This is a genomic window from Nonomuraea sp. NPDC002799, from assembly GCF_053592075.1.
The window spans coordinates 68,862-89,477 of the sequence record NZ_JBSFVA010000017.1 but is presented as its reverse complement, the minus strand read 5'-3'; the positions used below and the strand labels follow the sequence as shown (position 1 = coordinate 89,477).

General features: G+C 68.4%; 26 protein-coding genes and 1 pseudogene. 19 read left to right on the top strand and 8 right to left on the bottom strand.

Translation table 11 applies throughout. The features are described 5' to 3' along the window. Positions 1-69 precede the first annotated feature (69 nt). Together ACWD0F_RS28435 and ACWD0F_RS28430 are read left to right on the top strand one after the other, a co-directional pair. Entirely contained in the window at positions 70-993 is a 924-nt protein-coding gene (locus tag ACWD0F_RS28435) for a zinc-binding dehydrogenase (protein ID WP_449880553.1), read from the top strand. Between the two features lie 151 nt (positions 994-1,144). Beyond that, positions 1,145-2,233, top strand: coding sequence for an FAD-dependent monooxygenase (locus ACWD0F_RS28430; protein WP_449880551.1), 1,089 nt, complete (start codon positions 1,145-1,147; stop codon positions 2,231-2,233). A gap of 177 nt (positions 2,234-2,410) precedes the next feature. On the opposite strand, the gene gltX is transcribed toward ACWD0F_RS28430, so the two are convergent. Both gltX and ACWD0F_RS28420 read right to left on the bottom strand, forming a co-directional pair. Further along, on the bottom strand, positions 2,411-3,784 hold the full coding sequence (gene gltX, locus ACWD0F_RS28425) for a glutamate--tRNA ligase (RefSeq protein WP_449880549.1): 1,374 nt from the start codon (positions 3,782-3,784) through the stop codon (positions 2,411-2,413). Then, the gene (locus ACWD0F_RS28420) at positions 3,777-4,553 is read right to left on the bottom strand and encodes a fumarylacetoacetate hydrolase family protein (RefSeq protein WP_449880547.1); all 777 of its coding nucleotides are present in this window, start codon (positions 4,551-4,553) and stop codon (positions 3,777-3,779) included. The genes gltX and ACWD0F_RS28420 overlap by 8 nt, the downstream gene beginning before the upstream one ends. A gap of 215 nt (positions 4,554-4,768) precedes the next feature. Here ACWD0F_RS28420 and ACWD0F_RS28415 point away from each other — a divergent pair, with 215 nt between their 5' ends. From ACWD0F_RS28415 to ACWD0F_RS28385, 7 genes are all read left to right on the top strand, one after another. Beyond that, complete coding sequence (locus ACWD0F_RS28415) at positions 4,769-5,260, top strand: Asp23/Gls24 family envelope stress response protein (RefSeq protein WP_449880545.1); 492 nt, start codon at positions 4,769-4,771, stop codon at positions 5,258-5,260. A gap of 260 nt (positions 5,261-5,520) precedes the next feature. Continuing rightward, positions 5,521-5,850, top strand: coding sequence for a hypothetical protein (locus ACWD0F_RS28410; RefSeq protein WP_449880543.1), 330 nt, complete (start codon positions 5,521-5,523; stop codon positions 5,848-5,850). Next, positions 5,847-6,035, top strand: a complete 189-nt coding sequence (locus ACWD0F_RS28405; RefSeq protein ID WP_449880541.1) for a hypothetical protein — start codon at positions 5,847-5,849, stop codon at positions 6,033-6,035. Before ACWD0F_RS28410 ends, ACWD0F_RS28405 begins: the two co-directional genes overlap by 4 nt. Next, positions 6,032-6,436, top strand: coding sequence for an Asp23/Gls24 family envelope stress response protein (locus ACWD0F_RS28400; RefSeq protein WP_449880539.1), 405 nt, complete (start codon positions 6,032-6,034; stop codon positions 6,434-6,436). The genes ACWD0F_RS28405 and ACWD0F_RS28400 overlap by 4 nt, the downstream gene beginning before the upstream one ends. Beyond that, positions 6,433-7,104 carry a DUF6286 domain-containing protein gene (locus ACWD0F_RS28395; RefSeq protein ID WP_449880537.1) on the top strand — a complete coding sequence of 224 codons (672 nt, stop codon included), beginning with the start codon at positions 6,433-6,435 and terminating at the stop codon, positions 7,102-7,104. Before ACWD0F_RS28400 ends, ACWD0F_RS28395 begins: the two co-directional genes overlap by 4 nt. Further along, positions 7,101-7,688 (top strand): alkaline shock response membrane anchor protein AmaP, encoded by a 588-nt coding sequence (locus ACWD0F_RS28390; protein ID WP_449880535.1) that lies wholly within the window; start codon positions 7,101-7,103, stop codon positions 7,686-7,688. Before ACWD0F_RS28395 ends, ACWD0F_RS28390 begins: the two co-directional genes overlap by 4 nt. 11 nt (positions 7,689-7,699) lie before the next feature. Then, positions 7,700-8,056: an antibiotic biosynthesis monooxygenase family protein gene (locus ACWD0F_RS28385; RefSeq protein WP_449880533.1), complete on the top strand. Its 357-nt coding sequence runs from the start codon at positions 7,700-7,702 to the stop codon at positions 8,054-8,056. On the opposite strand, the gene ACWD0F_RS28380 is transcribed toward ACWD0F_RS28385, so the two are convergent. Continuing rightward, positions 8,053-8,652 (bottom strand): HD domain-containing protein, encoded by a 600-nt coding sequence (locus ACWD0F_RS28380; RefSeq protein WP_449880531.1) that lies wholly within the window; start codon positions 8,650-8,652, stop codon positions 8,053-8,055. The genes ACWD0F_RS28385 and ACWD0F_RS28380 overlap by 4 nt on opposite strands. 188 nt (positions 8,653-8,840) lie before the next feature. On the opposite strand from ACWD0F_RS28380, the gene ACWD0F_RS28375 reads away from it, so the two are divergent. Both ACWD0F_RS28375 and ACWD0F_RS28370 read left to right on the top strand, forming a co-directional pair. Then, the gene (locus tag ACWD0F_RS28375; RefSeq protein ID WP_449880530.1) at positions 8,841-10,418 is read left to right on the top strand and encodes a heparinase II/III family protein; all 1,578 of its coding nucleotides are present in this window, start codon (positions 8,841-8,843) and stop codon (positions 10,416-10,418) included. Between the two features lie 405 nt (positions 10,419-10,823). Beyond that, positions 10,824-11,393 carry a hypothetical protein gene (locus tag ACWD0F_RS28370; RefSeq protein WP_449880528.1) on the top strand — a complete coding sequence of 190 codons (570 nt, stop codon included), beginning with the start codon at positions 10,824-10,826 and terminating at the stop codon, positions 11,391-11,393. Positions 11,394-11,636: 243 nt separating this feature from the next. On the opposite strand, the gene ACWD0F_RS28365 is transcribed toward ACWD0F_RS28370, so the two are convergent. Further along, on the bottom strand, positions 11,637-12,344 hold the full coding sequence (locus ACWD0F_RS28365) for a hypothetical protein (protein WP_449880526.1): 708 nt from the start codon (positions 12,342-12,344) through the stop codon (positions 11,637-11,639). 396 nt (positions 12,345-12,740) lie between these two features. Here ACWD0F_RS28365 and ACWD0F_RS28360 point away from each other — a divergent pair, with 396 nt between their 5' ends. The 4 genes and pseudogenes from ACWD0F_RS28360 to ACWD0F_RS28345 form a co-directional block, all read left to right on the top strand. Then, positions 12,741-13,412, top strand: coding sequence for a DUF5753 domain-containing protein (locus ACWD0F_RS28360; protein WP_449880524.1), 672 nt, complete (start codon positions 12,741-12,743; stop codon positions 13,410-13,412). Beyond that, positions 13,405-13,614: a DUF397 domain-containing protein gene (locus ACWD0F_RS28355; protein WP_449880522.1), complete on the top strand. Its 210-nt coding sequence runs from the start codon at positions 13,405-13,407 to the stop codon at positions 13,612-13,614. The genes ACWD0F_RS28360 and ACWD0F_RS28355 overlap by 8 nt, the downstream gene beginning before the upstream one ends. 176 nt (positions 13,615-13,790) lie before the next feature. After that, positions 13,791-14,276 carry a DUF4265 domain-containing protein gene (locus ACWD0F_RS28350; RefSeq protein WP_449880758.1) on the top strand — a complete coding sequence of 162 codons (486 nt, stop codon included), beginning with the start codon at positions 13,791-13,793 and terminating at the stop codon, positions 14,274-14,276. Positions 14,277-14,346: 70 nt separating this feature from the next. Beyond that, a pseudogene (locus ACWD0F_RS28345) lies at positions 14,347-14,532 on the top strand (IS5/IS1182 family transposase); the annotation flags it as partial. A gap of 12 nt (positions 14,533-14,544) precedes the next feature. Here ACWD0F_RS28345 and ACWD0F_RS28340 read toward each other — a convergent pair. Both ACWD0F_RS28340 and ACWD0F_RS28335 read right to left on the bottom strand, forming a co-directional pair. Continuing rightward, positions 14,545-14,628 carry a mycothiol transferase gene (locus ACWD0F_RS28340; RefSeq protein WP_449880756.1) on the bottom strand — a complete coding sequence of 28 codons (84 nt, stop codon included), beginning with the start codon at positions 14,626-14,628 and terminating at the stop codon, positions 14,545-14,547. Between the two features lie 88 nt (positions 14,629-14,716). Continuing rightward, positions 14,717-15,646: an SDR family NAD(P)-dependent oxidoreductase gene (locus tag ACWD0F_RS28335; RefSeq protein WP_449880520.1), complete on the bottom strand. Its 930-nt coding sequence runs from the start codon at positions 15,644-15,646 to the stop codon at positions 14,717-14,719. A gap of 108 nt (positions 15,647-15,754) precedes the next feature. On the opposite strand from ACWD0F_RS28335, the gene ACWD0F_RS28330 reads away from it, so the two are divergent. From ACWD0F_RS28330 to ACWD0F_RS28320, 3 genes are all read left to right on the top strand, one after another. After that, positions 15,755-16,420 (top strand): TetR family transcriptional regulator, encoded by a 666-nt coding sequence (locus tag ACWD0F_RS28330; protein WP_449880518.1) that lies wholly within the window; start codon positions 15,755-15,757, stop codon positions 16,418-16,420. A gap of 142 nt (positions 16,421-16,562) precedes the next feature. Next, the gene (locus ACWD0F_RS28325; RefSeq protein WP_449880516.1) at positions 16,563-17,009 is read left to right on the top strand and encodes a hypothetical protein; all 447 of its coding nucleotides are present in this window, start codon (positions 16,563-16,565) and stop codon (positions 17,007-17,009) included. Then, the gene (locus ACWD0F_RS28320; protein ID WP_449880514.1) at positions 17,006-17,314 is read left to right on the top strand and encodes a winged helix-turn-helix domain-containing protein; all 309 of its coding nucleotides are present in this window, start codon (positions 17,006-17,008) and stop codon (positions 17,312-17,314) included. Before ACWD0F_RS28325 ends, ACWD0F_RS28320 begins: the two co-directional genes overlap by 4 nt. A gap of 113 nt (positions 17,315-17,427) precedes the next feature. Here ACWD0F_RS28320 and cimA read toward each other — a convergent pair whose 3' ends face one another. Continuing rightward, the gene (gene cimA / locus ACWD0F_RS28315; RefSeq protein WP_449880512.1) at positions 17,428-19,005 is read right to left on the bottom strand and encodes a citramalate synthase; all 1,578 of its coding nucleotides are present in this window, start codon (positions 19,003-19,005) and stop codon (positions 17,428-17,430) included. Positions 19,006-19,207: 202 nt separating this feature from the next. Further along, entirely contained in the window at positions 19,208-19,852 is a 645-nt protein-coding gene (locus ACWD0F_RS28310) for a DsbA family protein (RefSeq protein ID WP_449880510.1), read from the bottom strand. Between the two features lie 59 nt (positions 19,853-19,911). On the opposite strand from ACWD0F_RS28310, the gene ACWD0F_RS28305 reads away from it, so the two are divergent. Further along, positions 19,912-20,556, top strand: a complete 645-nt coding sequence (locus tag ACWD0F_RS28305) for an O-methyltransferase (protein ID WP_449880508.1) — start codon at positions 19,912-19,914, stop codon at positions 20,554-20,556. Positions 20,557-20,616 lie beyond the last annotated feature (60 nt).

Sequence of the window (20,616 nt, the reverse complement as noted above, 5' to 3'; positions counted from 1 at the left end):
CTGAAATAGCCGTTCCATATCCTTAAGTGGAATGCTTATTTCAGATAATTCACGAGTTTGGAGAGGTCTGTGCAAGCGCTGATCAGCGACCCGGGCGCCCCTGCTGGTGTGCGGTTCGGCCACGTCCCCGAGCCGGTGCCGCAGGCCGGTGATGTCGTGATCGAGGTGCGGTGCTTCACCGTGCTCGCCCGCAATCTTGACCACGCGGCCACGCTGCCGGCGGGAAGCATCCCGGGCTTCGACGCGGTGGGCGTGGTACGACGGGCAGCCGAGGACGGCACCGGTCCCGCGCCAGGCACCCGAGTGGCCACACTGATGACCGGGAACGCCTGGGCGCAGTCGCGTGCGGTTCCCACGCACGAGCTGGCGATCGTGCCGGAGCAGGTCGACTCCGGCCAGGCCACCACCTTGCTGGTGCCCGGGGTGAGCGCGCTGCGAGCCGTGCGGCGGCTGGGCGCGTTGACCGGCCGCCGCTTGCTGGTCACCGGGGCCGGCGGCGCGGTCGGGCACTTCGCCATCCAGCTGGGTCGTCTCGCCGGCGCGCACGTGATCGCCGCGGTCCGCGACTCCGGCAGCCGCGACCGGCTGCCGGCCCTGGGAGCAGACGAGGTGGTCACCGGCCTCGACCAGGTGTCCGCTCCCGTGCACGGCGTGATCGAATCAGTTGGCGGCCCGCTCCTCACCCAGGCCTTCGACCTGCTGACCGAGGGCGGTCTCATCCAGCAGGTGGGCGCGAGCTCGGGACAGCCGACCACGTTCGCCCCCTACCAGATGGTCGGGCGACGCCGCGCGATCGAGGGATTCTGGGCGGGCGACCGGTTCGGACCCGACTTGGCCTATCTGCTGGACCTGCTCGCAGACGGCGGACTCGTCCCGTTGGACGGCGAGCACGCCACATGGGACGCCATCGACGCACTCGCCCACCAACTGCGCGCGGCCGACGCCCCTCGCCGGATGGTGGTGTCCGTCCGACCAGATCCCGACATCTCCTAGCTCGGCATCTCGCCGATCGTCAACCTGTCGGTTCACTCCCGGCCGCCGAGATCGTCATCGCCCACCTCCTTGCCCCGCCAGACCAAGCCGGGCCCTGAGCCGGCTTTCTCCTGCATGGGCCACATACGACAACGACACCCTTGGAGTAGCAGTGCACAAAACAGTTCTCATCTCGGGAGCCGGCATCGCCGGGCAGACCCTGGCCTATTGGCTGACCACACACGGTTTCCAGACCACGGTGATCGAGCGGACGCCCACGCTGCGGACCGGCGGCCAGGGTGTGGACGTGCGCGACCAGGCACTGGACGTGGTCGAGCGCATGGGCATCCTGCCGCGGATCCGGGCAGCGGTGGCCGACGTGCGCGAGATGCGGTTCGTGGACGCCGCGGGGCAGCGAGTGGCCTCCGTGGAGCTCGCGAACGACATCGAGATCATGCGCGGCGACCTGGCGAAGATCCTGCACGACGTGACCAAGGACGACGTCGACTACGTCTTCGGCGACTCGATCAAGAGCCTGGCGCAGGACTCCGACGGCGTGACGGTCACCTTCCACAGCGGCGGCACCGGCCGATTCGACCTGGTCATCGGCGCGGACGGGCTGCATTCCAACGTGCGCCGCCTGGCCTTCGGGCCGGAGTCGGAATTCCTCGACTACAAGGGCTACTACTTCGCCTTCGGCAACGCCGACGCGGCACTGGGCGCGGACCGTACGATCACGATGTTCAACACGCCGGGCAAGATGGTGGGAATCTACCGCTCGGGTAACCACGCCCAGGCCAAGGCGTACTTCATGTTCCGGCGTCCGGAGGCGATGGACTACGATCACCACGACCTGGACGAGCAGCGCCTGCTGCTGAAGGAGAACTTCGCCGGCGAGACATCGTGGCGGGCGCCGGAGCTCCTGGACGGCGCGCTGGCCGACCCCGACCTGTACTTCGACGCCCTGAGCCAGGTACGCATGCCGTCGTGGTCGGCCGGCCGGGTGGCCCTCGTGGGCGACGCCGCCTACTGCGCCTCCCCCGCCTCGGGCGCCGGGGCGGAGCTGGCCCTGACCGGCGGCTATCTGCTTGCCACGGAGCTGGCGGGCGCGGACCACCGCGAAGCCTTCCGCCGCTACGAGGACCAGCAGCGAAAGCTGGTCGATACCAAGATGCGGATCAGTGACAACCTGGGCCTGATGGTGCCCGAGACCCAGGACGACATCCAGGCCAGGAACGTAGCGCTCGCAACAAGTCAGTGAGCGCCCCAGCGCCTGGGCCGCCGCCGTCAACCGTACGCGCTTCTCCCCAGGGAAGGCGTCGACGGCGGCGGCGCGGGCTGTGGCCGCACGCCCGCGTCTGCCGCCGACTTCATCCGGAAGGAACAATCGGCGCAGGCAGCCTGGCCAGGGTCATCCGCGCAGGCAGCCTGGCCCGGGTCATCCGCGCAGGCGGTCCAGGGCGGCACGCAGGCGCTCCTGGGCGCGCTCGCGGCCGAGCACCTCGATCGACTCGAACAGCGGCAGGCCCACCGTCCGGCCGGTGATCGCGACCCGGACCGGCGCCTGGGCCTTGCCCAGCTTGAGCCCGTGGGCGGCCCCGACCTCCTCCAGCGCCTGCTTGAGCGACTCGGCGTCCCAGCTCACGGCGCCGAGGCGGTCGAGATAGCCGGTGATGATCTCCACCGGGGCGTTCTTCATCGCCTTGTCCCACGAGGTCTCGTCGAACACCGGCTCTTCCAGGAAGAGGAAGTCGACATTCTGCCGGATCTCCGACAACACCGAGATGCGGGTCTGGGCCAGCGCGGCGACCTTGCTGAACAGCTCGCTGTCCCAGGAGGGGTCGAGGTAGGGCGCGCAGCGCTCCTCGAACGTCTCCAGCGGCAGCGCCCGGATGTACTCGCCGTTGAACGCGCGCAGTTTCTTCTCGTCGAAGAACGCGTTGGACGGGTTGACGTCCTCCAGCCTGAACCGCTGCACCATCTCCGCCCACGGCATGATCTCGCGGTCCTCGCCGGGGCCCCAGCCGAGCAGCATGAGGTAGTTGACCATGGCCTCGGGCAGGTAGCCCTCGGCGCGGTAGTCCTCCAGCGCCACCTTGTCGCGGCGCTTGGACAACTTCTTGCGCTGCTCGTTGACGATCACCGGCAGGTGCGCCCAGACCGGCGGGCGCGCGCCCAGCGCGGGCCAGAGCAGCTCCTGCCGGACCGCGTTGGGCAGGTGCTCCTCGCCCCTGGCGACGTGGGTGACGCCCTGCGTGATGTCGTCGACGGCGTTGGCCAGCACGTAGAGCGGCGAGCCGTCGCTCCGCGCGATCACGAAGTCCTCCTGCGCGCCGTTGGGGAACTCCACCCGCCCGCGGATCAGGTCCTCGACCACCGTGACGCCCTCGTCAGGCGTGCGGAAGCGCACCGCGCCGGCGGTGAGCCCCCGGTCGCGGCAGTGGCCGTCATAGCCCTTGTCCTTGGAGCCGGTGCGCTCCTGGAGCTGCTCGCGGGTGCAGTCGCAGTAGTAGGCCTTGCCGTCGGCCAGCAGCTTGGCCACGGCCTCACGGTGCTGCGGCTCGTAGGCCGACTGGAAGTAGGGGCCCTCGAACGTCGGATTGCCGCCGTTGACGCCGATCCAGTCGAGCGCCGAGATGATGCCCTCGGTCCACTCCGGCCGGTTGCGGGTGGCGTCGGTGTCCTCGATGCGCAGGATGAACCGCCCCCCGGACTGCTCGGCCACGGCCCAGTTGAACAGCGCGGCTCGGGCACTGCCCACATGGAACATGCCGGTAGGAGAAGGGGCGAACCGCACCCGTACGTCAGTCACGGGAGACCACCTTGTTCGTGAGTGTGCCGATGCCTTCGATGGCGACGCTGACCTCGTCGCCGATCTCCAGCGGGCCGACGCCGGCCGGTGTGCCGGTCAGGATGACGTCGCCGGGGATCAGGGTCATGACCGCGCTGACGTAGGCGACCAGCGCGGGGATGTCGTTGATGAGCTGGCTGGTGCGGCCGCCCTGGCGGATCTCGCCGTTGACCGTGGTCGTCAGCGCCAGGTCGCCGGCGTCGAGATCGGTCTGGATCCACGGGCCGAGCGGGCAGAACGTGTCGAAGCCCTTGGCCCGGGTGAACTGCACGTCCTTCTTCTGCAGGTCGCGCGCGGTGACGTCATTGGCGCAGGTGTAGCCGAAGATGACGTCCTTGACCCGCTCGACCGGCACCTCGCGGCAGAGCCGGCCGATCACCACGGCCAGCTCGCCCTCGTAGTCGACGCGGTCGGACAGCGTCGTGGGGTAGGCGATGCTCTCGCCGTGGCCGATCACCGTGGTCGACGGCTTCATGAAGATGAGCGGCTCCTCGGGCACCTCGTTGCCCATCTCGGCCGCGTGCTCGGCGTAGTTTCTGCCGATGGCGATCACCTTGGTCGGCAACATCGGCGCCAGCAGCTTCACCTGGGTGAGCGGGAAGCGGTCGCCGGTGAACTGCACGTCGCCGAACGGATGGCCGGAGACGCCGGAGATGAACTCCTCACCGGGGCCGCCTTCGACCACACCGAATGAGACGCCGTCGCCTGTGGAGAACCTCGCTATACGCACCCGACAAGGCTATCGCCGCCGCCGGAGGGGTCCGCCCACCCCGCTCCACGGTGCAGTCAGGAACTGTCGATAAATGCCCCTAGAGTCCGTTTTGTTGTGCATCAGCAGCGTTGGAGCGGTTATGTCTCCCTCCTAGGAGGAAAATCAGGGGGTGAAGAACCGTGTCCAACATGATGTCAACAGAGGGGTCTGCGGGGGGTTCCACAGTGGGGTCCATGACGCCGGCCGTGCCGCGGGCCAGGACTCAGGACGGCGGCTCGGCGAGCACGCTGGTCACTGACTTGGGGACCACGACCATCGACGACGCGGTCGTGGCCAAGATCGCCGGACTCGCCGCCCGGGAGGTCTCCGGCGTGTACGCCATGGGAGGCGGCGCGGCGCGGGCGCTCGGCAGCATGCGCGGCATCGTCGGCGGGGACCGGAACCCGATGCAGGGCGTGTCCGTGGAGGTCGGCGAGCGGGAGGCCGCCATCGACCTCGACCTGGTCGCGGAGTACGGGACGGTCATCCCCGATCTGGCGGCGGCCGTGCGGAAGAACGTCATCCAGGCCGTCGAGCGGATGTGCGGGCTTGAGGTGACCGAGGTCAACATCAGGGTCGACGACGTCCACCTGCCTGAACAGGACCGGGACCGGGACCGGGACCGGGGTCAGGGTGAGGGCAACGGGCACAGGTCGGATGGCGAGTCCGAGCCCAGGGTCCGATGACGGGTTCGGACCCTCCGGCTTCGGGCCCTTCGGAGATGTCGGCGGTTCCGGGTGCTCCGGGTGCTCCGGGTACTCCGGGCGATGCGGACGTTTTGGGGGCGTCGGCGGCTTCGGGAACTGCGGGCGCTTCGGCGGCTTCGGCGGCTTCGGGGCCGGGGGACGGTGGGGGAGCGGGGGCTACTGAGGAGGCTCGGGTCATCGCCGAACGGGTGCGGAGCTGCCGGGGGGTGGCGGGGTTGTCCGGGGGGCCGTTCGGGACGGTGGCCACGTACCTGCCGGGCGAGCGGCTGCTCGGCGTCTCCGTGAGCGGCTCGGCCGTGGACATCTCCGTCGTCGCCACGTTGGAGCGCCCGCTGCTGGAAACCGCGGATGAGGTGCGGCGGGCCGTGACAGACCTCGCGGGCGACCGCCCGGTGAACGTCCGCATCGACGACATCGCGCTCGCCGACACAGAGAAGGCCGACACAGAGAAGGCCGACACAGAGACGGCCGACACAGAGACGGCCGACACGGAGAAGCACGACACGGCGAGAAGCGGCACGGCGACAAGCGACACGGAGAAGCACGACACGATGGTGGAGGGATCATGAACAACGTTCATTGGATGCCGCTGATCGGTATGACGGTCGGGATCATTCTCGGGCTGGCCGGAGCGTTCGGCGGCCTCGGCGCGTTCCTGCTGGTCCTCGTGCTGGGCGCGGTCGGCTTCCTGGTCGGCCGGCTCGCCGAGACCGGCGAGGTGAACCTGTCCGGCCTGACCGGGAAGCGCAGATGACCACGGTCGCCCGCGACGGCCGCGAGCCGGAAACCGTCGCCGGCGCGGGTGCCGTGACGGTGCCCGCGCAGCGCCGCCCGCCCGTGGAGCCGGAGTGGCGCGGGCGCACCGAGATCGCCGGCCGGGCGGTCGTCAAGATCGCGTGCTGTGCGGCCAGGGAGGTGCCCGAGGTGCGCGACGTGCATCTCAAAGGGTTGCCGTGGTCGCGGCCGTCGAGCGCCGAGGTGCACGGGGAGCGGGCCATCGTCCGTCTCAACGTGAGCGTGGCCTACCCGGCGCCGCTGCACGCGGTGGCGGCGTGCCTGCGGCAGCACGTGTCCAACCGCATCGCGTACCAGACCGGCCTGCAGGTCACCCGTCTGGACGTGATCATGGCGAACGTGGGCGGTGACCTGCCATGACCCCGCGGGAGACATACCCAGAGTTCGGGGAACATCAGGCGTACACCGAGTCCGGTGCGCTGGAGGCGTACACCGAATCCGGGGAGCAGCAGGCGCGGCCGCCGGCACGGAACAGGGCGGCGGACCGGGCGGCGATCCGGGCGTTCCGGCCGCACCGCAGGATTCCGGCCATCGTGGTGGCCGTCCTGCTGATGCTCCTGGGCCTGCTCATCGCCGCCGAGACGATCTCCGCGCTGGTCGGCCGGCCGCTGCGTCTGATCCCGTACGACAGGATGCTCGCCTGGGCCTCCACGACGCTCTGGTCGGATCCGGTGTTCCTGGCAGGCTCGGCCCTCGTGACGCTGATCGGCCTCGCCCTGCTGGTCACGGCGCTGGTGCCGGGACGGCCGAGCATGGTGCCGGTCCGCAGCGACGATCCCGACCTGATCGTCGGCCTGCGCCCCAAAAGCCTCACCCGAGCGCTGGCGCACGCCGCCGAGGAGGTTCCCGGGGTGCACTCGGCTCGCGCCTCCCTGCGCGGTCACACGGTGGCCGTCACGCCCGTCACCTCGGGGTGGGACGAGGAGGGGTTCGCCCAGGATGTCCGCAGTGCCGTGCTCACCAGGCTGGCGGCGCTGGACCTCGTCGAGCCGTACCGGGTGGCCGTCAACGTCAAGGAGCGCCGATGAACAGGATCGCCGGTCGCGTCAACCGATGGGGGCTGGCCCTGGTGGGGCTGGCGCTGACGCTCCTTGGCGGGCTCGGCCTGGCCCGGGGGCTGGGCGCGTTCTCGCAGAACTGGGCCGCCGCGCGGACCCCCATCGTGGACGGAAACGTGCGCGCGTTCTTCGCGGGCGCGAGCCCGTGGATCTGGTGGGCGCTGGCCGTGGTGGGCGTCATCCTGGCGCTGATCGGGCTGCGGTGGTTGTTCGCGCAGGGGCGCAGCGAGGCGCATGGGCCGTTGCGCATCGAGGACGGCCCGGCCGGCCGCACCGAGGTCTCCGCCGGCAGCATGGCGCACGCCGTCGCCGCCGACGTCGAGTCGAACCCGGCCGTGCTGAGAGCCGACGCCGGCCTGGTGGAGGCGCTCGGCCGCCCGGAGGTGCGGCTGCGGCTGGCCGCCGACGAGACGGCCCTGATGAGCGGGCTCACCCGGCACCTGTCCACGGTGGCGCTGCCGCATGTGCGCGACGCGCTGGACCGGGATCATGTGCCGGCGGTGGCCCGCGTTAGCCTGGAGCCCTCACCCGCGCCGCATCGAGCGGTGCGCTGAAGGGGGTTCCGTTGTCCGTCGTGAAGATCAACGTGCTGACCGTCCCCGCCGACATGCGCGAGGAGCTCGAACGCCGCTTCGCCAAGCGGGCGGGCATGGTGGAGTCGGCCGACGGGTTCGAGTGGTTCGAGTTGCTCAGGCCGGTGGAGGGCACGGAGCGTTACCTCGTCTACACCCGCTGGCGCAGCGAGGAGGACTTCCAGAAGTGGCAGCAGGGGGCGGCGTTCCAGCGCGGGCACGCCCAGGCCGCCGCCGCGGCGCAGGGCGAGGGCCCGGCTCAGGGCCACGGGCACGGCCAGGGGCCCGCGGCGACGGGCTCGGAGGTGTGGTCCTTCGAGGTCGCCGAGACCACGGGCCCCAAGTCTTAGGGGGCGTCCAGCGGGTTGCGCGCGATGCGGTCCAGGATGCCGCCGCGTACGAAGCGGCCGGCGTGGCTCGACGGCTTGCGCGCGCCCTGCTCGGAGACGCACACGGCGAACTCCTTGGTGATGTCCAGGCGCGGATGACGCTCCAGCACCTCCCGGCGCACCCCCTCGGGGATGTCCTCGGTGCGGCGGCCGGAGATGTCCATGCCGGTGGACAACTCCAGCAGGTGTCCCTCCGGGTCCTCCTCCACCGGCACCTCCTCCCACATGTGCCGGATGATCACTTCGCTCGCGCGCAGGCGGCGCTCGGGCGACCAGCCGGCCCCGGCGGCGAACGCCCAGGCCACGTGCCCGCCGGCCTCCTCGTACGGCACCGTGTGGCTGTCGAACTCCGCCACCAGCCCGATGTCGTGCAGCATCGCCGACACGTAGAGCAGCTCGGCGTCGAACGCGATGTCGTGCTCCCGCGCGTACGCCGCGGCCCACAGGTAGGCGCGGATCGCGTGGTTGAGCAGCGACGGCGAGCAGTAGCGGCCGGCCACTTCGAGTGCGCCGCGGCAGGCGGGCGTGTCCGGGATCACGAGGTCGTCGTATCTCACTTCTCCAGCATCTCCCCTCGCGGCCGGGGGTGGCGACAGCGCATCGGGCGGCTAACGAATCCGGCAATCGGCTTGACCGGTTGATCAAGTTCCGAAAGCATGTCCCGCCCTCATCATTTTGTCCGGAAGGAACTGGCGTGCGCCGGTTTGCGATATCTCTTGCCCTCACGGTCGCACTGGGCGCATTCGTGAGCCCCGCGCAGGCCGACAAGGTCACCCGTACGGCCGAGTGCCAAGGCGACTGGCTGCCCGGCACGCCGACGGTCGACGACGTCATGCGGGGGGAGATCTCGCTGGTGGGGCTGCCCGCGTACGAGCTGGGCAAGAAGATCAACTGGGGCGCGAGCCCGTACAAGAACAGGTCGTGGGAGTTCGTCTTCCAGTCGTTGCGCTGGATGGGCTCGCTCGTCGTCGCCTACGAGAACAGCGGCGAGCAGCGCTACCTGGACCGCGCCACCGAGATCGCCAAGGACTGGGTCGCGAGCAACAAGTACGGCGCCCGCGGCACGAAGTCGTACGTCTGGAAGGACCACCCGGTCTCGCTGCGCACCCAGCCGCTGCTCTGCCTGAGCATGCACGTCAAGGAGAGCTGGCTGAAGGACAGCCTGGCCACCCACGCCAAGCTCCTGTCGAACGCGAGCCTGTACAAGAAGGGCCACAACCACGGCATCGACCAGGACATCGCGCTCATGGGCATCGGCTGCCGCTATGACCGCAAGGACTGGGAGAGCCTGGCCGCCCGCCGGCTGACCGGCACGGTCAAGCTCGACGTCGACTCGCAGGGCGCGCTGATGGAGCAGGCGCCGCGCTACGCGGTGTACGTGTACGGGCGGCTGCAGGTCGCGCTGACCAACATGAAGGCCTGCGGCCGCAAGGTGCCCGGCGAGATCGCCAAGCGCGCCGAGGCACTGAAGGACTTCATCGCCCACTCGACGATGCCCAACGGCTACATGGTGCCCCTCGGGGACGGCAGCGCCGAGACCGAGCCCAAGATGGAGACCGGCACGCCGAAGCAGGAGGTCAAGACCTACCGCGCGGGCTACGTGTTCGGCCGCACGGCGTTCGGCAAGCCCGAGTCGGCCTACTACTCGATCAGGTTCGGGCCCGGCCTGAAGTTCCACGGGCACGAGGACCACCTGGGCGTGACGTACTACGCCGAGGGCCGCGACATCCTGGTCGACGGCGGGTTCCACTCCTACGAGAAGAGCGCCTACCGCTACTGGACGCTCTCGCCCGAGGCGCACAACGTGCCGACCGTGGTGGGCGCCCGCTTCCGCCCGCGCGTGCCGTCCAAGCTCGTCAAGACGGACTACGGCAAGGACCGGCAGTCGTTCAAGCTGACGGACAAGGCCTATGGCGTGAGCCGGACCCGTTCCGTGCTGGTCAACCATGGTGAGGACCTGATGGCGGTGCTCGACACCGCCTCGGGTGGCAAGAAGATCAAGAACGTGTGGCGCTTCGACCCGTCCCTGAAGGTGCTCTCCGAGGGTGGCGGCAAGGTCGTGCTGGGCGACGGGAAGTTCAAGGTCACCCTGCTGCAGATGTCGTCCTGCGACAAGGTCGGCGGGCAGAAGGTGGAGCGGGGCGGGAAGCTTGGCTGGGTGTCGCCGACGTACCTGTCGAAGAAGCCGGCCAACGTCGTGGTGTCGCCGGCCGCGAAGTCGTTGCTGACGGTGATCGTGCCGGGCACGGACTCGCCGAAGGTGTCCTGCTCGGGCAGCAAGGTCACCGTCGACGGCGTCTCCTTCTCCGCCGACCTCTTCTGAAAGCTAGGCCCTTCGCCGACGGGGACGCTGCGCGCCATGGGGGGCTTCGGGCAGCGCCCTCTTCGACCCTCGCTCGCTGTGGTCCCTGCCCGCTGACTGGCTGCACGATGGGCCATGGGGCAAGCAGGGATGTTCGGAGTACGGCGTTGTGGCACCACGCCTGAACCATGCGCCGAAGGTGATCGTTTCAGGGATATGAGATGGAGTTGGGTCCTCGCTCTGGTGTTGATACTTGCGGCGTGCAGCAGCACAGGAGGTCAGGAGACCGGGACAACGCCGAGGCTGGAGCAGACTGGCCGGCCAGCTGCTGAGCCGGCCTCAGCCGGACCCGCGCAGCGCCTTGTCGCCGAATGGCTGCGGGTGGGTGGTTCGAAGGCCCCCCGCAGCGCAGCCGTGCGCCCTCCGATGCTGATGGTCTACGCCGACGGCCGGGCCATCGCCGACGCCGCGCATGAGCTGCGCCTTCCACCCGCCGAGGTCAAAACCTTGGTCGAGGCCCTCAATCATGATCTGGCAGGGCAACCCGCCACTGCCTCGCCCCTGCCGGGGTCGCCGAGGATCTATGACGCGCCCACCACGGTCCTCGGCGTCGACAGCGGCAGTGGGATGCGCGAGGTGCACGTGCCGTCTCTGGAACATGCCGCGGCCGGCTACGACGCCGCGCTCGTCACCGCCCGCGACCGCCTCGCCCGCGTGGCCGACCGCGTGACCGCACAGGGCGGGAACTACTCCACCGACCGTGTACGGCTGTCCACCGAGCAGGTCACGGTTCCTGCGATGCCCGCCAAGCCCTTGCCGGGGGGCGTCCCCCTGCCGCCCGAGACGCAGGCGCGCTTGGGAAGCAAGGACTACAAGGGCAACAAGGCGCACACGATCGTCCGGTTGATGCCAGGTGACGGATCCTGGCACGTCTATCGCATGTCAACCGGCGAGCACATCGCGCTCTCGTGGCGTTATCTGCTCCCCCACGAGTAAGGCTCCGGCTACAGACGCGCAGGTGAGCTCTTGCGGGAGCGGTTCGGACTCAGTGCGCTGCAGTGGTAGGGCTGCTCCGACGAATCCACATGCCGGGCCGCCTGGCAAGGTCGTTGGCCGGCCACCGGAACTCATGGACGCCTCACGGAACAGGACTGACGGTTAACCGCTCGGGTCGTGGGGGCTTCCTCGTAGTTCGGAAGACGGAGGGTTTCCAACCTGAAGTCACAGGTCATGGGTTTGTCAGACCGTCCATCGCGGGGCGTACTCCAGGTGGATGTCCTGCCCGCCGCCTGGATCCAGATTCGGCCAGTAGAACAGTCGGCAGACGTGATAGTTGCAGGCGCCCGAGATGTACAGCGAGGTCGCGGCAACGGGCGGCCCTTCTTTCGCCACGGCGAAAAAGTGACGGGCCGGCTGCCGAAACGCCGCAGTGCTGCCGGTCAGAAACAGCGTCTCGGCGTGCACGCGCTGGTGGAGTGTGTCCTTGTTCTCCTGGTAGTTCAGGGCCCGGTAGTCGATCTCTTCGTCGGTGGGCAGGTCGGTGTCCGGCACACCTGCTGTCCGTATTTCGCACGGAGAGCTTTCCGCAGTGATCCGCTTTCGTACCTGCTTCCAGCGGGAGGGCGGGAACTGCAGCGAGTGGTGGACCAGCACGAGATCAAGCGGCCGGTCCGGGCACCTCTCCTCCTTGTCCCAGTCGGGGTTGATCCCAGGGGCGGCCGGCGTGGCGCGCATCGGCAGGTAGACCAGAGAGCGTGGCGATCGGGCCGCGAGCAGCCACAGCGCGCCGATCCGTCGGCCATCCGCCCGGTCCACATACATGTGATACTGACTGCCGGTGTCGTAGAGCGCCCCATTGGCCAGAGGCTTGGCCGGGCGGATCACCCGGAATTCCGAGGCGCCAAGCCGCACTCGCTGAATGGTGATCTTCACCTGCGCGATCATCATTGACTCCTTTCAACCTCAGGCTGCCTGTGCGACGCGGTGGTCAGGAAGGACGGCGATGGCCTTGCACAGGTGGCCGACCTTGGAAGGGCTGCAGCGTAGCTTGCGAGGATCTTCCAGCTCTTCAGCTGAGCGTTGGCGCGTCCGCCGGGTCCGCGGATCACCCCGGCGACGTAGTTCAGGGTCTGAGGCGACAAATCGACGGCGGCGCGATAGAACAGCACCTGAGCTCCTGGTCGTGACGGTGAGGATTGTGGTGATCAACCCGTCTACCAGGAGCTTCTTTGCATCACCGGCCGAACACCAGCATCGCGATCATGCTGTGATCAGGGCATGCGTCCAGGAGGTTGGAAAACGTTCACCTTCAAGCTGCCCTGCAGTGAAAGTCTGATCGGGGCTGTGGAACGCGGCACCCGCCTGCCTACGGAGCAGTTCACCCGGCAGTTGGAGAGGCCACTCGGGCTGAATGGGGAGCTCCTTGAGCTACTTCCCGCCATCCGAGACGTGAGCCCCACATGGTTCCGCAAATGGCCGGCGATCGAAGAGGCGGCACGGGCCATTCGCGCTTACGCGTTGGCCCTCATCCCCGGCCTCCTCCAGACCGAGGCATACGCCAGGGCCGTGTTCGGCGGGGAGCCTGGAGCCATCTCCGGGGAGGTGGAAAAAGCCGTCAAAGCCCGGCTTCAACGTCAGCTGATCATCAACAGGCCGAACCCTCCCACACTCTCTTTCATCCTGGACGAGAGCGTCCTTCACCGTCAGATCGGAGGGTGGGAGGTCATGCGGCAACAGCTCGGTTACCTGCTTGCCGTGATGGAGCACCCATGTATTACCGTGCGGGTTGTCCCCCTGTCGTCGCGCAGCACGGCGGGCCTGATCGGGCCGTTCGTGATCGCACACGATGACGACGCCTACGCGGCATTCCTGGAGAACGCCGAAACCGGAGAGGTTACCCACCAGGCCGACATGATCAGGAAGCTGAACGATCGATGGGAGTTGCTGTCCGGCCTGGCGCAACCTACGTACGTAAGCACGGAGATCATTCAGAGGGTGATGGAGAGCCATGATTGACAAGGAGTTGGCAGTCGCCGCCTGGCGGAAGGCGACGGCTAGTGGCGGAACCGGCGGTGACTGCGTCGAGGTGGCTCCGCTCAGCGGAGGTCGCGTCGCCGTGAGAGACAGTAAGAACCGCAACGGGGCGGCCCTGGTGTTCACTCCGGCCGAGTGGGCCGCATTCAGGGACGGGATGTCCAAGGGAGAGTTCGACTTCTAGTTGGTCTACCAGAGGGGCCTGCCTGCGGGCCCCTCTGGTGTGCCCTGGTCCCTACATCCCGTGTGTACGCGGGCGGGCTCGCGTGGCAAGTTGAGATAACGATCTTCATCTCTGGCTGCTGCCCGATCTGAGTGCCAGTGGGGGGATACGCGCCCGTAGGGCATCCTGTTGCGGTGATGAACAGCGTTGCGAGCACGCATGTGCGTGTGGTGTTCGAGCTTGAGCAGGACGAGGACGGCTGGCCGCCGGCCGGGTCCGAGCGTCTGTGGGCTACCCCCGCTGGTCCAGGTCTGGTCAGGCTGGACAACATCCCCTTCTTCGCCCGTGGAGTCGCTTGCGGCGATGTGGTGCGCGTCGAAGCGGACGCCGAGGGCACCGTATGGGCAAAGGAAGTCGTGGAGTTCTCCGACAACTGCACGATCCGGGTGGTCCCAGACCGTAACGGCGATCTCGAGGGTGACTTGATCACTGTCCTTGATCTGTTCGCGCCGCTGGGCGTTGAGGGGGAAGGGTTTGAGCGGTTCGGTTTGGTGGCGCTGAACATTCCGCCGGCAGCGGACCTTGCCGGAGCGAAGCGGCTCCTCGTGGAAGGGCAGGACGGCTGGTGGGATTACGAGGAGGGCTGCGTCACCGAGGCGTGGCGCGTTCTCGATCCCGGCTGAGTGTCGCTGGTTCTGCGCGACAGATTTCGTGATCCGCCTCCTGGGAGGGTGGCTCACAGATCGGTGAGTGAAACGAAGGCGCTGTCGGCACCGACCCGCCGGCTTCGACAAGACGATCTACAGGCGAAGGAACGAAGCCGAGCGGGTCAACGCGTTGAAGAACTCCCGAGTTGTGGCCACAAGGTTCGACAAGCGCGGCTACATCTTCCACGGCGCCGTCACCGTCGCCTCGATCCGGCTCTGGCTTCGCCCATGATCTCCGCCAGATCTAGCCGCCGGTCGTGCCGTCGAGCATCTCGCGCAGGATGTCCAGATGGCCGTTGTGGCGGGCCGTCTCGGACCCGCCGGACAAGGAGTGGGGTGAAGCAGGTCAGGGCCGTCGATAACACCCTCGACACGGGTCGCCGATACAGCGATTCAGCTCGGTGGAGTTGCTGACTTCACCACTGCACAGAGGTCTCGATGGGCTGAACGACGGGGAACTTCACCCCGGTGAGGTCTTCGGAGACGGCCCACAGCCGCTGCTGGACGGCTATCTCGTGCGACTCCGGGCTGGAGGTGACCAGCCGGGGGTGGCCCATGATCTGGTTGCGTCCGCTGGGACCGTAGTACTGGCCGCCGAGCGCGGCGGGGTCGGTGGCGGCGCGCAGGGTCGGCAGCGCGCCCATCGCCGGCGTCTGGGTGATCAGCGGCGCGAGCCAGGTGAGCGGAAGCCGGAGAGCAGCGGGGGTGTTGCGGGCGAGTTCGGTGCTGGACATGCCGGGGTGCGCGGCCACCGCGACGGTGGTGCCGTGTGTGGCGAGCCGGCGCTGCAACTCGTACGTGAACATCAGGTTGGCCAGCTTGGACTGACCGTAGGCGGCGACCCGGCTGTACGACCGCTCCCACTGCGGGTCGTCGAAGTGGATCGCGGCCCGGATGCGGTGGCCGGTGCTGCTGACCGTCACCACGCGCGAGCCGGGCACCGGCAGCATCAGGTCCAGCAGCAGCCCGGTGAGCGCGAAGTGGCCGAGGTGGTTGGTGCCGAACTGCATCTCGAAGCCGTCCCGGGTGGTCTGCTTCGGGGTGTACATCACGCCGGCGTTGTTGATCAGCAGGTCGATCCGGTCGAGCCGGGACCGCAGCGCCGCCGCCGCGGTCCGGACGGAGTCGAGCGAGGTCAGGTCCAGCGCCTGCACGGTCACGTCGCCGGTCATGCGGGCCGCGGCCTGCTCGCCCTTCTCAATGTTGCGCACGGCTAGCACCACGGACGCCCCGCGCTCGGCGAGTGCCTTGGCGGTCTCGTACCCCAGTCCGGTGTTGGCCCCGGTCACCACGGCCACCCGCCCGTCCTGGTCCGGGATGTTCGCCGTCGTCCACTTCTCGCCCATGTCAGGCTCCCAACAAGTAACGTACCGAAGGTATCTTGTGGTGATGACGTTAAAGTACTCTCGGTACGTTGTCAACGTACCGCCGGTACCTAAGTTAGGCTGGCGATCGTGAGTTTCCAGCGGGCGCGAACCGAAGAGCAGCGGGAGATCCGCCGGCGGGCGATCCTCGACATGGCCTCGGCGATGCTCGACGAGATGCCCGTGGCCGCGGTCACCCTGAACGAGCTCAGCCGCCGGGTGGGCCTGGCGAAGCCGAACGTGCTGCGCTACTTCGAGTCTCGCGAGGCGGTGCTGCTGGAACTGCTGGACCACTTCCTGCAGGAGTGGCTGGCGGAGCTGGCGGGCGAGTTGGCCGCCGGCATCGACGAGAATCTGCCCATGGCCGAGCGAGCGGCAGCGGTGGCCGAGATCCTCAGCCGCTCACTCTCCGGCCGCGTGGTGCTGTGCGGCCTCTTCGGCGCGCAGGGCAGCGTCCTGGAACACAACGTCTCCGTCGAGGTCGTGGCACGCTACAAGCGCGCCTCCCTGGGCCGCCTGGCAACCATGACCGCCCTGCTCCAGAAGTGCCTGCCGGAGCTGGGCGAGAACGCGACACAGTTCAGCCTGCAAACCCTGGTCATGGCCGGCGCGCTGTCGGCGTACAGCACGCCCCCGCCCGGCCTGCAGGCGGCCTACCAGGCCGAGCCCGACCTGGCCCGCTTCCACCTGGAGCTGAAGGACTCCTTGAAGCTGGCCGTGACCGCAACCCTCCTGGGCGTGCTACCCCGCCGCTGACCTGCGTTGCACTGGAGACAGACCAGAATCTCTGTATTTCTCGCGCTCGGACGGCGGAGGCTGGGGCGATCCATTCATCGCTGGACACTTGAACGGCGGTTGAGTACTCTCCTGATAGTCAACTATGTGATCTGGAGGAAACATGCCGGAACATGATGACTTGTCGGCAGAGGCCGCCCTTCGTGAAGTGGACCGCGCGCAGGGCCCTGTACGAAAGTCCAGCCGGTGGGGCGGGTACTTCTTCCTGGGAATGGGGCTCGGATCCACCGGCATCTGGCTGGCCATGCTGCTCGGCCCCGCAGCAGTCACGAGATACGCCAATCTGGCGCTCGGCGTCCTTGTCGTGGCCGGGTTCCTCTACATCTCCCGGCAGCGGGTCTACAGCCGGGTGTTGTCCCGGCTCTCGTACCCCGTCACCTATGCGTTCGTGGGGACGACCGTGATCGGGGCGCTCTACAACATGTTCCTGCACCCGCAGGAGCCGGCCGGCCCGTGGTGGGTGGTGGCCGATGTCCTGGTCGCGCTGATCGCGAGCGCCCCCCTGCTGTACGGCGCGGTGCGCATGCTCCGTTCCGCGGAGGACCGGTGAGCCATCCACGGCACGCCCTCGACGAGATCATCCACGCTCCGGTGCGGCTGTCCATCATGGCCATGCTCGCGGCGGCGGAAACAGCGGAGTTCAGCTTCTTGAGGGACACGATCGAGGTCAGCGACTCGCTGCTGTCCAAGCACATCCAAACGCTGGAGAAGGCGGGCTATGTACAGGTGACGAAAGGCTTCGTCGGCAAACGCCCTCGAACCTGGCTGGCGCTGACCGACGAAGGGCGCGACGCCTTCCAGAGCTACACGTCCATCCTCCGGCAGATCACCGAAGGCACCCCTCGCGGCAACTGACCGATCATCAGTTATTGGCATATGGCCGAGCGGGCTTGTAAAAGGGGGCGGAGCCCCCTGGGAGGCGCCGCCCGAAGCCCGTGACGCGCAGCGCCCCCGACCGCGAAGGCCCTTCAGACGGTTTCGCGCCCGGCGCGCAGCAGCCCGTACGTGACCGCCTGCTCCAGCGCCTGCCACGAAGCGTCGATGATGTTCTCCGCGACCCCCACCGTGGCCCACTCGGCCGTTTCGTCGCTGGAGGTGATGAGGACCCGGGTGATGGCGTCCGTGCCGTGCGTGCCCTCAAGGATGCGCACCTTGTAGTCCACGAGCTCCAGCTTGGCCAGCTCGGGGTAGAGCTGCTCCAGACCCAGGCGAACGGCCTTGTCCAGGGCGTTCACGGGGCCGTTGCCCTCGCCGGTGGCCACGATGCGCTCGCCCTTGGCGTGCAGCTTGACCGTGGCCTCGCTGACCAGCTCGCCGCCCTTGGTGCGCTCGACGATGACCCGCCAGGACTCGACCTCGAAGTGCCGCTTGCGGGAGCCGTGCACGGTGTCGCGCAGCAGCAGCTCGAACGAGGCGTCGGCGGCCTCGAACGTGAAGCCCCGCGCCTCCATGTCCTTGACCCGCTCCACCAGCGTCTTGGTGTGCTCGGGGGTGAGCTCGTAGCCGAGCTCGCGGCCCTTGAGCTCGACCGAGGCGCGGCCGGCCATGTCGGAGACCAGCATGCGCATGTCGTTGCCGACGGCGGCCGGATCGATGTGCTGGTAGAGGTTGGGGTCGACCTTGATGGCGCTGGCGTGCAGGCCGGCCTTGTGGGCGAAGGCGGACGTGCCGACGTACGGGGCGTGTGAGTTGGGGGTGACGTTGGTGACCTCGGTGATCGCGTGGGCGATGCGGGTCATGTCGGCGAGCGCCTCCTGCGGCACGAGGTCGAAGCCGCGCTTGAGCTGGAGGTTGGCGACGACGGTGAAGAGGTTGGCGTTGCCCGAGCGCTCGCCGTAGCCGTTGGCGCAGCCCTGGACGTGCGTGGCGCCGGCCTTGACGGCGGCCAGCGTGTTGGCGACGGCGCAGCCGGTGTCGTCGTGGCAGTGGATGCCGACCCGGGCGCTGGTCGCCACGGCGTTGGCGACGATCTCGGCGAGCTCGTCGGGGAGCATGCCGCCGTTCGTGTCGCACAGGGCGATGACGTCGGCTCCGGCTTCGGCGGCGGTCCGCAGGACCTCCAGCGCGTACGCTGGATTGGACTTGTAGCCGTCGAAGAAGTGCTCGGCGTCGAGGAAGACTCGCTGCCCCTCCGCATGGAGGTGGGAGACCGTGTCGCGGATCATCGCGAGGTTCTCCTGGAGAGTCGTGCGGAGGGCCAGCTCCACGTGCCGGTCGTGACTCTTGGCGACAAGGGTCACGACCGGCGCGCCGGATTCGCGCAGTGCGGCTACCAAGGGGTCGTCGGCTGCCTTCGCACCGGCCCGGCGGGTCGCGCCGAACGCGGCGAGCTGCGCGTGCTTCAGATCCAGCTCTGTTCGAGCCAGCCTGAAGAACTCTGTGTCCTTGGGGTTGGCGCCCGGCCAGCCCCCTTCGATGAAGCCGACGCCCAGGCCGTCCAGGTGACGTGCGACAGCGATCTTGTCCGCGACGGTCAGGTTGAGGCCCTCCTGCTGAGCCCCGTCACGGAGCGTCGTGTCGTATACGTGGAAGCGGTCGTCGGCCATGACTCTCTTCTCTCTTGGAAAAGCACATCCTGCGGGAAAACAAAAAGACCCCTCACGGACGTGAGAGGTCTGCGCGCTGGCGGTGTCCCTTTGTCAGCCAGCGCGCCTGCTGATAATGAGCAGACCGTAGAACATGGTGCCGCCCAGTCTGCCACACGTATTCACCATTTGGCACACCGGTCTCATGGTCTGGACACGCCCGTCACACCCGTACGCCGTCGTCGCCGGTGATGGCGCGCTCCAGCGCCGCCGGATCGAACGCCTCCTGGCCCAGCATCCGCCCGTCGAGCACCACGGTCGGCGTGCCCTCCAGGCTCACCTTCGCCGTCTCCGCCAGATGCGCCTTCGCGTACGACTGCGACGTCACGCACTCGTCCACGGACGCCCCCGCCTTCCTGGCGGCCTTGACCAGCTCCTCGACGGTGAACCCGGACGCCACGCCATGCGGGGCGGGCTGGATGGCGTACAGCTCGTCCCTGAAGGCCTGCCAGCTCGTCTCGGGCACGCAGCGGGCGGCAGCGGCGGCGCGGATGGAGTTGGAGCGCATGGGCTCGTCCCGGAAGATCGTCACGGCGTGGTAGACGACCTTGACCTGGCCCGCCATGGCCAGCTTGCGGATCGTGGCGTCGACCTTGGCGTGCAGGTCCTTGCAGACGGGGCAGTCGAAATCCTCGTACAGGTCGAGGATGGGCGCGTCGCTCGCCTTGTCGGCCAGCACCATGGAGCCGTCGATCTGCCGCGTCAGCCGCACCCCGTCGGACGACTCGCTGGGCTCCGAGAACGCCAGCACCCCGAGAACGGCGATCGCCACGCACGCGACCACGACCGCCATCAACCGCTTCATCATCAGCCCACTCTCACGTCATTGATCGCGCAGACCTTACCCGAAGCCGAAACAATGGCCGCATGAAGGCATACCTGCTGGACCCCGCCGTGGCGCAGTACGCGCTCGAGCACTCCACCCCGCCGGACCCCCTGCTCCAGGCGCTGGCGAAGGAGACCTCCGAGGCCACGGGCGAGGCCGTGGCCATGCAGATCTCCCCTGACCAGGGCACCTTTCTGACCATGGTCACACAGCTTCTGGCGCCGGCCGTGGCGGTCGAGGTCGGAACGTTCACCGGCTATTCGTCGGTGTGCATCGCCCGCGGGTTGTCGGGCGGGCGGCTGCACTGCTTCGACGTGAGCGAGGAGTGGACGTCCATCGCGCGGCGCTACTGGGAGGCGGCCGGGGTCGCCGATCGGATCACGCTCACGCTCGGGCCGGCGCTGGAGACGCTCGCCGCGTTCGACCAGAGCATCGACCTGGCCTTCCTCGACGCCGACAAGGGCAACTACCCGGGCTACTACGAGCTGCTGATGGACCGCTTGCGGCCGGGCGGGCTGATCGTCGTGGACAACACCCTGCGCAGGGGCTGGGTGGCCGATCCGGCGCACGAGGAGGAGACGACCGTGCAGATCCGCGAGTTCAACGACCTGGTGATCGAGGATCCGCGGGTGAACGTGCTCTTGCTCCCCGTCGCCGACGGGATGACGCTGATCACGAAGAAGTAGCGCCAGGCCGCCTCCTGCGCCGAACGGCCCTGCCGCGGCTGAAGGCCCCGCACCGGCCCG